The sequence below is a fragment of the Mesorhizobium sp. BR-1-1-10 genome, assembly GCF_020165595.1.
Taxonomy (GTDB): domain Bacteria; phylum Pseudomonadota; class Alphaproteobacteria; order Rhizobiales; family Rhizobiaceae; genus Mesorhizobium; species Mesorhizobium australicum.
The window spans coordinates 302,832-316,430 of sequence record NZ_JAIUIL010000003.1 but is presented as its reverse complement, the minus strand read 5'-3'; the positions used below and the strand labels follow the sequence as shown (position 1 = coordinate 316,430).

The window sequence follows — 13,599 nt, the reverse complement described above, 5'->3', positions numbered from 1 at the left end:
TGCGCGCGGCTTTTTTCAGCCGGCAACTAAGCAACTTCCGAAATGGACGCTTAACCGCGAACGGGGTAGCCTTGGCGACCACAGGCAAGCGGGATCGAGGCGGATGGCGAGCGGAGGTTTGAAGCAGGCGCATGCTGCCGTGCTGCTTGGCCTTCTGCTGTCCGGCGCCGTGGTCAGCGAGCCGCGGGCCGCTTCGCGGGTCTGCCGTCAACTGGAGGCCGAGCTCGCCGCGGCTTCGCGTGGCGGCGGCGGTCCGGCAATGATCCGCAAATACGATGCGGCCATCTACCGGCAGCGCGAACAGATCTCCAAGGCCCGCAGCCAGGCGGACAATGCCGGTTGCGGGTTTTCACTGTTTTCCCGCAACATCAACCGGTGCGCCGGGCTCAACGCCACCATCGAGCGCATGAGCGCCAATCTCGACAGTCTGCAAGCCAAGCGCGCCCAACTCGCCGGCGGCAGTTCACGCCGCGACCGGGGCCGTATCCTGGCGGCGCTCGATGCCAATGACTGTCGTGACGATGCGGTTGCGCCGCGCCGCGAGCCTCCGCTGGAAGCGAATCGTGAAGATGGAGGCAATGCCAATCTCTTCGACCAGCTTTTCGGCGGCGACGACCGCCAGATCGATACATTGGACCAGCCTGACGATTCCGGGGAGGAACGCGATGTCGGCCGCGTCCTGAACCAGCCCGGCAGTCCGGACGTTGCGAGCAGCGGCGGCGAATTCCACACCAGTTGCGTGCGCACTTGCGACGGCTATTTCTTCCCCATGTCGAACGCCGCCTCGGCCGGCGATTTCGAGCGCGACCAGAAGAATTGCGAATCAGCCTGCCCCGGCACCGAGATGCAGGTCTTCTATTCGCGCGGCATGGACGATGATTCGGCATCGATGATGTCATCGGTCACCGGCAGGCCCTACGGCGAATTGCCGACCGCCTATCTCTACAAGCAGCCCGACATGTCGCGGCCGCCCGCGTGCGGCTGCAACGCCGCGCAGAATTTCCAGATCATTGGCGGCAACTCGCCAAGCCCCCAACAGTCACAGCCCGAACCGGAAGCGGCACCGCTCGTTCCGGTGCCGGCCTTAAAGCCCGATCCGGGTGCCGACCCGGAGACCCTGGCCAACAGGGACGGCGGGCTCGACCGTGAGGCCATCAAGCGCCTCTCGGCCAAGCCTGTGACATCGCCGGTTTCTGCCGTGCCTCCGGACCAGCGCAAGGTCAGGGTCGTCGGGCCAACGTTCCTTCCCGACCCATCAGGGGCAATAGATCTGCAAGCTCCGGCCCCGAAGGCAGTCCAGTAAGGGCAAGCCTGAGCGGCATGAACAGCGCCTTGCCCTTGCGGCCGGTCGCTTCCCTGATCTTGCCGGTCCAATCCTTCCAGACCGTCCCGTTCCACGGCTCCTCAGGCAGGAGATCGAGCGCCTGGTGCAGAAAATCGCGGTCGTCGTCGGAAAAGTCGGGCTTCTCCCGCGGCCCTTCGCGCAGGACGCGCCACCAGGCAACCGCATCGGCTAGTCGGTCGAGATTGCCGCGCACCGCCAGCCAGAATGGTTCGGCCTGTTCGCCGGAAATGCCCAGCACCATCAGCCGGTCCCGCGCCTCGTCGAACGGCATGTGATGCAGCAGCACCCGGTTGAGCACGAACAATTCGGCCGGATCGAACTTGGAGGACGATTTCGAGGTCGCGGCCGGGTCGAAATGGCCGGCGAGTTCGGTCAGGTCATGCGCGGCCGCGACATTCTCCGACGTGCCGACCAGTACGGCCAGCGAAGCGACGGCCATCGGCTCGATGCCGTCTTCACGCAGGCTCTCGATGGAAAGTGCGCCGGTGCGCTTCGACAGCCCCTCGCCCGAGACGGTGGTCAGGAGATTGTGGTGGCCGAAGACGGGCGGCTCGGCACCCAGCGCCTTGAACAGGGCGATTTGCACGCCGGTATTCGTGATATGATCGTCGCCGCGGATGACATGGCTGACACCCATCTCCATGTCGTCGACGACGGAGGGCAGCGTGTAGAGATAGGTGCCGTCCTCACGCACCAGCACCGGATCGGACAGCGAGGCCAGATCCACCATCTCCTCGCCACGCACCAAATCGTCCCAGCGGATCTCGGTGCGCTCCGGCTGCAGCGGATCGCCGGAGAAATTGGGCAGCAGGAAACGCCAGTGGGGCCGGCGTCCATCGGCCTGATATTCGGCCACCTGCTCTGTCGTCAGCGCCAATGCTTCGCGGCCATAGACCGGCGGCAGGCCCCGCGTGCGGCGCACCTTGCGCCTGAGATCGAGTTCTTCCGGCGTTTCGTAGCAGGCGTAAAGAACACCCGCCGCCTTCAGCCGCTCCACCGCCGCGTCATAGATTTCGAAGCGCCGCGACTGATACTCGGTGGCATCCGGGAAAATGCCCAGCCAGTGCAGGTCGTAAAGGATGGCGTCGGCGAATTCCTGCTTCGAGCGGGCGATGTCGGTGTCGTCGAAGCGCTGGATGAAGCGGCCCTTGTTGTTGAGGGCAAACAGCCAGTTGAACAGAGCGGTGCGCGCATTGCCGATGTGGATGCGGCCGGTCGGTGACGGGGCGAAACGAACGGTAACTGTCATGAGCGGGGCGTACCGGATGCCTTTATGATTGACAAGATGCGCCCCCGCGCCGTGCCGCAGACATAGAACATGGCGGCTGGAATGAAAAGACCGGGCCGGCACGCGGCGCAAGGCCCGCCGTGAGAGGGCAAGCGGCCAGCGGAGCCGACGAACAGGTGGTTGACGACGATCAGCGGCCGAAGTCGTCTGAACTCAGGCGGGTCCAGCGGTCGCCCATCAAGCCGCCGATAGCGATGTCGCCGGAACGGACCGCTTGCGTGACCTCGGCGATTCGCGAGCGAACCATCGTCCCGCCGGCATAGCGGAAGAAGACATTCCTGTAGCCGAAGAGGTGAGGCATGAACTTGTCCTGGGTCTGCCCGGTGATGCCTGCGCAGCCCATATCCCGCGCTGCCGCGACGAGGCCGTCCAGCGTCGCGCCCCAGTGGTGTCCGGAAGCCTGGATTTGCAGCAGGACCGCCATGTCTCCGACTCGGCCGTAAAAGGCATAGCAACCGAGCATTTTGCCTGTCTCATCGTAAGTCCCGCCGAAATGAAGTGGTCCGTCGGCCCGCTTCTCGGCCGCCAGCGCGAGCAGCCGCGGCAGTTCGCCGTCCTTCCAACTCGGCCGAAGAGCGTAATCGGAGAGAAGGGTCGGCAGCCGCTCGGCAAACTGCGCGGCATTGATCGGCTCGGCATGGACCCGGTGCGACGATGAAGCCTGGAAAGGCGATCCGAACCTTCGCTTCGCGACAGCATCGAATGCTCTCGCGCAGGGATCGAGTGCCAAGCGAGGCAGGCCGGGCCATTTACGGTGCAGCGCGGCGGCGGCCATCGCGGCTGGCCGGAAGATGCAGGTCCATCCCAGGCAGTGGACCGGCAGGAGCTGGTATTTCATCGGTCGCGCGAAGGCCAGGGAGACCCGGTTGGCCGAATCCGTCAGTTGCAGATCGAATTCGCCTTGGTGCAAGGCGCGCAGCAATTGCGGTCCTGCCGAGCCATCGTCGGCGCCAGTGTCGGCCATGAACGGACCGATGATCGCCGCATTCAATCCAGCGCCGTTGAACTCGTAACGGGCTTTCAGGACGCCGAGGAACCCGCCCAGATCCCCCTGCCGGTTGATCTGGACAAGAGCGCTCGCACCGGGCTGGCCGGCGGGGTCAAGATAGATCTTTCTCATGTATTCGGCCGTCTCCTCGATAGCGCGATCGAGGAGGTGACGCCGGCGGCGGCGAAACTTCGTCAGGAAGAGTGCCGCGACGCGCTCGAGATCTTCGGCGGCGAGTGGCCGAACCGAGCCGTGCTGGGAGTCCAGCACCGACGGGGCCGTCACCTTTTGCGCGCCGGCATTTGCGGAAACGAGATGCATCGTAAACACCGAGTAGGTTGCTTTTACAGAGTACAGCAACCAAAAGTGGAAACAACGAATCTCGGCCGGTAACGTAAACAGACGTCCCGCACTCGGGACTTTGGCTTCGCGCTGCGATTGCGAGCGCCATATGGCTCGCCGGTTTATGGCAACCGATAGAGGTGGCCCCCGGCAGGAGCCGGAGGCCACCTCGGATCACATCACGAGGCCCTTGGTAAGTTCCAGCGCCTGGCGCTCGAACAGGCGGCGGTAGATGCCGCCCTTCAGCCGGATCAACTCGTCATGCGAGCCTTCCTCGACGATCTTGCCGCGATCGAAGACCAGCAGTCTGTCGAGCGCCCGCACCGTCGAAAGCCGATGCGCGATGACCAGTGTCGTGCGGCCGACCATCAGCCGTTCCATCGCCTGCTGGATGAGCACCTCCGATTCCGAATCGAGGCTCGACGTCGCCTCGTCCAGGATCAGGATACGCGCATCGGCCAGGAAAGCGCGGGCGATCGCCACGCGCTGGCGCTCGCCGCCCGACAGTTTCACGCCACGTTCGCCGACCAGCGTCCCATAGCCCTTCGGCAGGCTGGTGATGAAGTCATGCGCGCTCGCCAGCCTGGCGGCATGCTCGATCTCCCCCTGCGTCGCGCTTGGCCTGGCATAGGCGATGTTTTCGGCCAGCGACCGGTGGAACAGGATCGGTTCCTGCTGAACGATGGCGATCTGGCCGCGCAGCGACGCCTGGGCGACCTGTGAGATATCCTGGCCATCGATCACGATCTTTCCCGCATTCACGTCATAGAGCCGCTGGATGAGCTTGACGAATGTGGTCTTGCCCGAACCCGAGTGACCGACGAGCCCGACACGTTCGCCCGGCGCGATATCCACCGAAAAGTCACGGTAGAGCGGCGACCGGTGATTGCCGTAGTGAAAGGTGACGTTGTCGAAGGCGATGTGGCCCTGCGTGATGGCAATCGGTTCGGCGCCGGGCCTGTCTTCGATGCCGAGCGGTTCGGACTGGAAATCGACCAGTTCCTCCATGTCGTTGATCGAACGCTGCAAATTGCGGATATGCGTGCCGATATCGCGCAAATAGCCTTGCAGCACGAAGAATGAGGTCAGCACGAAAGCGACATCGCCGGCGCTCGCCTGCCCCCACGACCACAGCATCAGCGCCAGGCCGATCACGGCGGCCCGCATGACCAGCAGCAGCGCCCCTTGGGTGGTGCCGTTGATGGTGCCGCGCACCCAGGTGCGCCGCGTGCGCTCGCGCCATTTGGCGACCACCCTGGCGAGGCGGCGCTCTTCGCGCGTCTCGGCGCCAAAGCCCTTGACCACGGCGTTGCAGCTGACCGCGTCGGCCAGCGAGCCGCCGAGGCGCGTGTCCCAGGTGTTCGCAAGCCTTGCCGCGGGGGCGACATAGCCAAGCGACAACATGGCCGTCACCGTGATGAACAGCAGGGAGCCGGCCGCGACGACCACGCCCATCAGCGGCCAGAACCAGCCGAGCAGCAGCGTCGAGCCGGCGAGCATGACCACCGACGGCAGCAGCGCGATCAGGATCGTGTCGTTGAGCAGGTCGAGCGCCCACATGCCGCGCGTCACCTTGCGCACCGTCGAGCCGGCAAATGAGTTGGCATGCCAGTCGGTCGAAAAGCGCTGAACGCGATGGAAGGCGTCGGCCGCGATGTCGGCCATCATCTTGAGTGTCAGCTCCACGATGCCCATGAAGGCAAGATTGCGCAACACGACGCCAGTCAGCGCCAGCGCCATCAAGAAGAAAAATGCCGTCATCGCGGCGTTCCAGGCAATGGCATCCGCTCCGGCGCTGCTGGCGACAGCATCGACCAGCCGACCGGAGTAGAGCGGCGTCAGCACGTCGGCCAGCGTCGACAGCAGGAAACCGCCAATGATGAGCGAGAGCCGCCAAGGCTGACGCCGCCAATGGGTAAGTGTGAAGCCAAGAACGCTGCGAAAGGCGCTCGCGCGCAAATCGATCTTGAAACGAGCCATGATGTCATTCGGGCGCAAAACGAGCCCGATCCCAAATAAAGGTCGAAGGTTGAAAAACCGCGCCGGGGCGAATTGCCCATGAATGCGGAGGTTCGGCGTTGGTCGCCTGCCCATGGGCGGCGACCGGCAGCGGCAAATGCCTTTTCTACGCCCGGTATGGTTCCGATACTTCGGAACACCGGCGCAGACCTAGGCCTCGCGGCCTCGCATAACGATGTCAAATCCTGGCATTCGGTCCTCCCTGAAGGGAATCGCGGAAAGGCTCTTATAGGGGTGCTTCGATTGCGCGCCAAGGCAAGCCATGGCCAAAAGCATCTCTGGCCCAGCCGATGAGGCGATTTTGCAACAGTCGCTATCCCTGCCTATCGCCGTCGCACGTCGTTCACCCGGCATGCGGCGCACGATCGAGGCGCATGTATCGCCCATCCATCGATGCCTTGAAACCCAGCTTTTCATAGACCCCATGCGCGTCGCTGGTCGACAGGCTCCAATGCGAGACGGTGCTGAGTTCAGGATGGTCGATGAGTGCCCGCACCAGCCGCAAGCCGACGCCCTGCCCGCGATGCACGGGCCAGACGATGATATCCGCGAGATAGGCGAATACCGTGCGGTCGGTGATCGCCCTGCCGAAACCGACCTGTTTGCCAGCGATGTAGGCGGCGGCGCAGAACGAGTTGGCAAAGGCCCGGCGATGGAACTCGTCGCTGCGTCCAGCTCCCCAGTAGCTTTCCATCAACAGGTCGGAGGTCGCACGAAAGTCGATCCGTGAGAGGTCGAAGCTGATTTCACAGTCAGGCATGCTGGTATCCCTATCCCGCCATGCCGCGTATTTTCGTCCAGCAGACGAACTGCGCTTCAGCCACGATCCCTGAAACGATTGGTGATGGGATAGCGGCGGTCGCGGCCAAAATTCTTCCTGGTGATCTTCACACCCGGTGCCGCCTGCCTGCGCTTGTACTCGGCGATGTAGAGCAGGTGTTCGATGCGCGCCACCGTCGCCCGGTCATGGCCGCGCGAGACGATGTCGTCGACGCCCATCTCGTTCTCGACCAGGCATTCGAGGATGTCGTCCAGCACCGGATAGGGCGGCAGCGAATCCTGGTCGGTCTGGTTGTCGCGCAATTCGGCCGATGGCGCCTTGTCGATGATGTTCTTCGGGATCACCTCGCCCGAAGGCCCGAGCGCACCCGGCGGCACATGGCTGTTGCGCCAGCGCGAGAGCGCGTAGACCTGCATCTTGTAAAGGTCCTTGATCGGATTGAAGCCGCCATTCATGTCGCCGTAGAGGGTGGCGTAGCCGACCGACATCTCGCTCTTGTTGCCCGTAGTGACGACCATCGAGCCGAATTTGTTGGAGATTGCCATCAGGATGGTGCCGCGCGCGCGGCTCTGCAAATTCTCCTCGGTGATGCCTTCCTTGGTGCCTTCGAACAATTGCGTCAGCGCATGCAAAAAGCCTTCGACGGGCTCGAAGATCGGCACGATGTCATAGCGGCAGCCGAGGGCGCGGGCGCAGTCCTCGGCGTCCTTGAGGGAATCCTTCGAAGTGTAGCGATAAGGCATCATGACGGCACGCAGCCGTTCCTCGCCCAGCGCATCGACGGCCAATGCGGCACAGATCGCGGAATCGATGCCGCCGGAAAGGCCAAGCACCACATTCTTGAAGCCGTTTTTGTTGACGTAATCGCGCAGGCCGAGCATGCAGGCGCGGTAGTCGGCCTCCTCCTTGTCCGGGATTTTCGACATCGGTCCTTCCGAACAGACCCAGCCATCATCGGTACGTTTCCAGGTGGTGACGTCGACCGCATCCTCGAACTGACTCATCTGGAAGGCGAGCGTCTTGTCCGCCCCGATGGCGAAGGAGGCGCCGTCGAAGATCAGCTCGTCCTGGCCGCCGAGCTGGTTGGCATAGATCATCGGCAGGCCGCATTCGATGACTTGCTTGATCACGACCTGGTGGCGAACGTCGATCTTGGCGCGATAATAGGGCGACCCGTTCGGCACCAGCAGGATTTCCGCGCCGCTTTCGGCCAGCGTCTCGCAGACCGCGACGTCGCCCCAGATGTCCTCGCAGATCGGTATGCCGATGCGCACGCCGCGGAAGTTGACCGGTCCCTGGATCTCGGGCCCGGCCTGGAAGACGCGCTTCTCGTCGAATTCGCCGTAATTGGGCAGGTCGAGCTTGTAGCGTTCGGCGATGATCTTGCCGCCATCGGCGAAGACGATGGAATTATGCGTGCCGCTCTTGCGCTTCAGCGGCGTGCCGATGATGACGCCGGGACCGCCATCGGCGGTGTCCGCGGCAAAATCCTGTGCTGCCCGCTCGCATGCCTTGAGGAAGGCCGGCTTGAGCACCAGATCCTCCGGCGGATAGCCGGCGAGGAAAAGCTCGGTATAGAGCACGAGATCGGCGCCCTGGCGGGCGGCATCCGCCCTCGCCTCGCGCGCCTTGGCGAGGTTGCCGGCGACGTCGCCGACAGTCGGGTTGAGCTGGGCGATGGCGATACGCAGTATGTCGAGCTTCTTGGTCATGCTGCTGACTTAGCGCGGCGGAATTCACCTCGCAATGGCGTTCGTTTGGACCAATTCAGCCCGTCAATCGTCGCCCATATACGCGCGCAGCGATTGCGGAGAGTGGTTTTCGCCGATCGACATGGCCAGGATGCGCGAGAGATGCCGGCGCGGCAGCCCTGTCTCGTCGGCCCATCGGTTGATCTGGACCTGGATCTTGTCGAGGTCCTTCTTCGATGTCGGGTTGTCCGCGATGTCGAGGCCCGCGTCGCGAAGGGCTGCCGCCATGTCGGCCGAAATGACGAAAGCATCCCAGCCCAGCCAGCGCAAAAAATACTGGCCGGTGTTGCCGCCGAGCCGGCTGCCATGCTTGCCGAGATAGGCCATCAGCCCGACCTGGTCATCGGCGGGCCATTCGGCGAGAAAATTGCCGAAGCCGCCATGTTCCCGGGACACGCGCTCGACGAAGGCGGCGTTGTCGCGAACGGACCTGATCTTCTGCGGATTGCGCACGATGCGCTGGTCCGAGGCCAGATCGTGCCAGAAATCGTCGGGCTGGAACAAAAGCCGCTTCGGCTCGAAGCGCAGGAACGCTTCCTCGAAACCGGGCCATTTCTGCTCGATGACGCGCCAGACGAAACCGGCGGCAAAGACGCGCTCGGCCATGGTCGAGAGGATACGGTCGTCGGTGACGTTGGCCACCGCCGCATTGTCGGGTATCGGACCCAACAGCGAGGTCAGTTCCGCCTGACCGCCCTTGCGATTTGCCGCGCGAGCCCGAATTTTCTTGAAGTCGGCCATCGGTCCCCCTCGGTTCGCCTCAATCTAGCACTTCCCGCCCCGGCCGGCAGCCTCTACCTCTAATACATGTCGCCCAAAAGTGACCTCGGTTTTGGGAAGACGACATGCATAAAAGCAAAAACCTAAAGCGCGTCGCCTCAATCCGCTTCGACGCGACGCGCTTTAGCGCAGCAAAGCGCTTGGAGACGGCCATGAACAAGACCATCGACGACCTGGCGAACCGTTGGCTGAAGCGGAAGCCGGATGGGCTGAGCCAGTTGGAAAACCGGGTGCTGCAAAGCACCATCGAGCGTACCACCATCACCAGGGACACCAACAAGGCCGTCGCTTTCCACCAGACTTTTGGCGACCGCCTTGCCGATACGATCGCCCGCATCGGCGGCTCCTGGTCGTTCATCCTGACCTTCATCGCCTTCCTGATCGTGTGGACATCAGCCAATGTCTGGCTGTTGTCGCGCGATGCATTCGACCCCTACCCCTTCATCTTCCTCAACCTCGTCCTGTCGATGGTCGCCGCATTGCAGGCGCCGGTGATCATGATGGCGCAGAACCGCCAGACCGAACGCGACCGCATCGATGCCGCCCATGATTACGAGGTCAATCTGAAGGCCGAGATCGAGATCATGGCGCTGCATGAGAAGCTGGACGAACTGCGCCACAGCCAGATCATCGGCATGCGCGACGAAATCGTACGGCTGGCCGAACTGGTCAAGCGGATCGACGAAAGACTGTCACAGCAGTCGGCCTCATGACCGAAGCGATCCACCATTTCATCGAGCAATACGGGTTGCTGGCGGTTTTTCTCGGCTGCGTGGCCGAAGGCGAAAGTGCCGCGATCCTGGGAGGCTTCTTCGCCCACCAGCATGTTTTCGTGCTGTGGCATGTCTTCGTCGCGGCAGCGCTGGGCGCCTTCACTGGCGACACCTTTTTCTTCATCCTCGGCAGGAGTTTCGCCGATAATCGCCATGTCGTCAGGCTGCGCCGGCGGCCCGGCTTTCGCCGCGCCTACCGCCTGCTCAACACCCATCCCAACATCTTCGTGCTGTCGAACCGCTATGTCTACGGCATGCGCCTGGTCGGCGGCATCGCGGCCGGCCTTTCGACCATAGCGGCGCCGCGCTTCATCATTCTCAACGCCATTTCCTCGGTCATCTGGGCGGTCCTGTTCAGCACGATCGGCTATGTCTTCGGATTGGGAGCCGAACAGTTGATTGGCCAGGCGCTGATCCAGCACGAGCGGCTGTTCGTCGGGCTCGGCATCGGCCTTGCCGTGGCCGTGCTTGCCTGGTTTGTCGCCCGCCATGTCGCCAAGCGGGAGCGCGACAAGGAGTTTTGACCGTCAGTCGATGCCGAGCGCCTGGTCCCCCCGATCAAGGATGAGCGGGATGATCAGGTCCTCCTCATCGGCCAAATGCCGGGTCAGCATCGCGATCAGATGGTTGTTTTCGTCGGCATAGGCATCGGCGGCGAAGCGCTGCTTGTCCTCACTCTCCTGAAGTGTACGGATGAACGCGTTCGCCGCCTCGGCGTTGCGCTCCAATCCTACATGGATGGTGTGGTGGTCGGCATCGAGAATCTCGAAACCGCGCTTCAGACGGGGCTCCGCCTTGGTGAAGGCCGGGAAATACTGGTAATCCTCGACATTGTGGTGGCCGTCGAGATGCCCGAGAAAATGGTTGAGGCGCGGCGCGAACCAGCGCGCGAAATCGGGGGCCGTCAGTCTGCCTTCGCGATAGTTGCCAATGCCGCCGGTGAGCATGCCGCCGAGTTCGCGGAACATGTCGTGCCGCTGCAGCCACATATTGGCCATGCCGTGAATGTTGGCGTTAGCCTGCCAGTTTTCGCGAGGATATTTGTCGGCCAGCCAGCGCAGGTCGTCCGGCAGGCCCAGGCGTTCGAGAAGCGATGAATTCGTGACCTCTGCCATGACGGTCTCCTTTGGTGACCGTCATATAGGCATCAAAGCTTCAGATCGGCACCCCCGTTATGCGCTCGATGAGAGCGATGCCCCAGACGCCGCCGGCAATCACCACAGAAATCAGCACCGCCAGCGAGCCGCAATCCTTGGCGAGCTGGATATCGATATGGAATTCACGAGAAATTGCGTCGCACGCCGCCTCGATGCCCGTGTTCAGCACTTCGACCATGATCAAGAGGAGCACCGCGCCGATCAGCAGCGCGTAACCGCGCCAAGACACCGAAACGAACCAGCCAGCGGGCAAGGCCAGCACCAGCAGCATCAGTTCCTGCTGGAAAGCCTTCTCGCTAACCGCAAGCTTGCGAAATGCCCGCACCGAATTGATAAAAGCATCGATCAGCCGCTGCATGCCAAGGCCCCTCTCGGAATCACCGGCCCGGGATAAAGCAATGCCCCGATCAATGGAATAAGGCGGATCGTCCAAATTTCATTCGGCGACCGGTATGGCCGGTGTCGACTTTTCAAACTGCGGCAGCCCATCGTCGATCGAATAATAGTCGCCCTTGTCGCCGACGAAGATATGACATTCGCCCTCGAGCGCTGTCGGCTTGTCGAACGATCCCGCCATGACCGAGATATGGTCTTGGTCCATTGCCTTCCAGAACAGCAGCGACCCGCATGTCTTGCAAAAGCCGCGCCTGGCGAAGCCGGACGCTTCATACCAGGTGATGCTTTCCGTGCCTTCGATCACGATGTCGGTATCGGCAACATTGGTCGCGGCATAGAAATGCCCGCTCTGTTTGCGGCATTGCGAACAATGGCAGTAGACGACGCCACGCAGTGCCCCACTTGTCCGGAAGCGGACCGCTCCGCACAGGCATGATCCCTGGTGACTCTCCCGCACTGGGTTTCTCCCCTAAACTGTAGTCTGACGAAGGCACCAGCATTCCAGCTTTGCGGCCGTCATGCGTAAGCAATTGCGACATCTGTTGTTGTGGAAAATCCGAAGTTCAGTTTCGCTCAGCCAGATCGGTACGCGAATTTGCATGCAACGCCGCCAATCAGCGCTGCCTGGAGGTTGATAGTTTGGTTGGACGCATGCAGCCTGATGTAGCGAAAAGGCGTGAGTTCTGCCGATTAAGGAAACTTTAGCGCTACTGCATCTATGGTGGTCTCCATCGAAGGTCGCGTGTGGGGACGCGCCTTTTCGTGTGTCGGCTTCGAATGGGTGGCGTCCCCGCGTCAGCGATGATGGATATGCGCCAAGTTCAGGCGCGTTCCCAAGGGAAGAGCGAACAACCATGCAGCCGGCGGCCACCCAGACCGAACGAAACACTGAGATCGCAAGCACAGTCGTGGCCACCATGCGCCAGCTTGGCGTGCTCGGCCTGCCGCGCAACTACGAGATCTTCTATGAGGCCCTGAGCGGCACCAACCGCGAGCTCGGTCTTGCCGTCTTGTCGCTGAGCAGCCGGCCGACGCAGGATGAGCTGGATCAGATCGGGCGCGCTTTCTTTGCCCATAATCATGGCCCGGGCATCATCGAGCATGCCCGGGACGTCATCGCCAAGGAGCTTGAGGAGGTCGCGTCGCTCCTGCGCAGCGAGCGCAGCCATATCGAAAAATACGGCAGGATCCTCGACGAGACATCCAGTGGCCTGAGCAACCGCAGCCTTCTCTCCCAGGATCTTCTGCAAAAGATCGCCAACGCAATGACGATCGCAACCAATTCGACGATCGACCACGGCCGGCAGGTCGCCTCGACGCTCAGCGACAAGACGGCGGAGCTTGAGAGCGTCAAGTCGAAGCTCGAGGAATACAAGCGGCTGGCCGATACGGATCCGTTGACCCAGATCTGGAATCGTCGCGCTTTCGACAAGGAAATCACCAGGATCTACAACAGCAACAAGGGTATTCTGTTCAATGCCCTTGTCCTTGTCGACATCGACCGGTTCAAGGACATTAATGACCGCTATGGCCATCCTGTCGGCGACAAGATCATCCAGATCATCGCCGAGATTTTGCAGACCAGCATCCGCGGCGACATGTTCGTCGCCCGAACCGGCGGCGAGGAGTTCGCGCTGATCATCGAGGGCGCCAGCGAGGACGCAACCTACGAGATCGCGGAACGCATTCGCGCCCTGATCGAGCAGACGCCGTTCACCAGCAGCCAGACCGGCATGAATTACGGCACCGTGACGGTATCGATGGGCATCTGCATGGCATCAGAGGCCGAAGGCCCCGAAGACCTCTACACCAAGGCGGATCGGGCGCTCTACCGCTCCAAGGTCAGCGGGCGCAACCGCGTCACCAGGCATTCAGCCATGGCAGGGCGCGCCGGCAAAAGCTGGCTGCTTTACAAGAAAGACTGAGGCTTTCGCTTTTGGCGGTTGCGCCGACACGGTCGGAAGCACAAACCGAGGTTG

Annotated in this window: 13 protein-coding genes; 4 read left to right on the top strand and 9 right to left on the bottom strand. The window is 62.4% G+C overall.

What is annotated here, in order from left to right; translation table 11 throughout:
- The first annotated feature begins 103 nt into the window (after positions 1-103).
- Positions 104-1,303: a DUF2865 domain-containing protein gene (locus LB555_RS07385; protein ID WP_224682563.1), complete on the top strand. Its 1,200-nt coding sequence runs from the start codon at positions 104-106 to the stop codon at positions 1,301-1,303.
- On the opposite strand, the gene LB555_RS07380 is transcribed toward LB555_RS07385, so the two are convergent.
- From LB555_RS07380 to LB555_RS07355, 6 genes are all read right to left on the bottom strand, one after another.
- Entirely contained in the window at positions 1,221-2,594 is a 1,374-nt protein-coding gene (locus tag LB555_RS07380; protein ID WP_224682562.1) for a glutamate--tRNA ligase, read from the bottom strand. The genes LB555_RS07385 and LB555_RS07380 overlap by 83 nt on opposite strands.
- Before the next feature lie 169 nt (positions 2,595-2,763).
- Entirely contained in the window at positions 2,764-4,131 is a 1,368-nt protein-coding gene (locus LB555_RS07375) for a hypothetical protein (protein WP_224682561.1), read from the bottom strand.
- A 6-nt stretch (positions 4,132-4,137) separates the two neighbouring features.
- Positions 4,138-5,943, bottom strand: coding sequence for an ABC transporter ATP-binding protein (locus tag LB555_RS07370; protein ID WP_140716810.1), 1,806 nt, complete (start codon positions 5,941-5,943; stop codon positions 4,138-4,140).
- Positions 5,944-6,325: 382 nt separating this feature from the next.
- On the bottom strand, positions 6,326-6,742 hold the full coding sequence (locus LB555_RS07365; RefSeq protein ID WP_015317654.1) for a GNAT family N-acetyltransferase: 417 nt from the start codon (positions 6,740-6,742) through the stop codon (positions 6,326-6,328).
- 56 nt (positions 6,743-6,798) lie between these two features.
- Positions 6,799-8,475: an NAD+ synthase gene (locus LB555_RS07360; protein ID WP_224682560.1), complete on the bottom strand. Its 1,677-nt coding sequence runs from the start codon at positions 8,473-8,475 to the stop codon at positions 6,799-6,801.
- A 63-nt stretch (positions 8,476-8,538) separates the two neighbouring features.
- On the bottom strand, positions 8,539-9,255 hold the full coding sequence (locus LB555_RS07355; protein WP_140821817.1) for a DNA-3-methyladenine glycosylase I: 717 nt from the start codon (positions 9,253-9,255) through the stop codon (positions 8,539-8,541).
- A 191-nt stretch (positions 9,256-9,446) separates the two neighbouring features.
- Here LB555_RS07355 and LB555_RS07350 point away from each other — a divergent pair, with 191 nt between their 5' ends.
- Together LB555_RS07350 and LB555_RS07345 are read left to right on the top strand one after the other, a co-directional pair.
- Positions 9,447-10,007 carry a DUF1003 domain-containing protein gene (locus LB555_RS07350; protein WP_015317651.1) on the top strand — a complete coding sequence of 187 codons (561 nt, stop codon included), beginning with the start codon at positions 9,447-9,449 and terminating at the stop codon, positions 10,005-10,007.
- Positions 10,004-10,591, top strand: coding sequence for a DedA family protein (locus LB555_RS07345; protein WP_224682559.1), 588 nt, complete (start codon positions 10,004-10,006; stop codon positions 10,589-10,591). The genes LB555_RS07350 and LB555_RS07345 overlap by 4 nt, the downstream gene beginning before the upstream one ends.
- Positions 10,592-10,594: 3 nt before the next feature.
- On the opposite strand, the gene LB555_RS07340 is transcribed toward LB555_RS07345, so the two are convergent.
- From LB555_RS07340 to LB555_RS07330, 3 genes are all read right to left on the bottom strand, one after another.
- On the bottom strand, positions 10,595-11,182 hold the full coding sequence (locus tag LB555_RS07340) for a hemerythrin domain-containing protein (RefSeq protein WP_224682558.1): 588 nt from the start codon (positions 11,180-11,182) through the stop codon (positions 10,595-10,597).
- Positions 11,183-11,222: 40 nt separating this feature from the next.
- Positions 11,223-11,582 carry a diacylglycerol kinase gene (locus LB555_RS07335; protein WP_015317648.1) on the bottom strand — a complete coding sequence of 120 codons (360 nt, stop codon included), beginning with the start codon at positions 11,580-11,582 and terminating at the stop codon, positions 11,223-11,225.
- Between the two features lie 78 nt (positions 11,583-11,660).
- The gene (locus LB555_RS07330) at positions 11,661-12,077 is read right to left on the bottom strand and encodes a GFA family protein (RefSeq protein WP_015317647.1); all 417 of its coding nucleotides are present in this window, start codon (positions 12,075-12,077) and stop codon (positions 11,661-11,663) included.
- Between the two features lie 397 nt (positions 12,078-12,474).
- On the opposite strand from LB555_RS07330, the gene LB555_RS07325 reads away from it, so the two are divergent.
- On the top strand, positions 12,475-13,545 hold the full coding sequence (locus LB555_RS07325; protein WP_015317646.1) for a GGDEF domain-containing protein: 1,071 nt from the start codon (positions 12,475-12,477) through the stop codon (positions 13,543-13,545).
- The last annotated feature ends 54 nt before the right edge of the window (positions 13,546-13,599 follow it).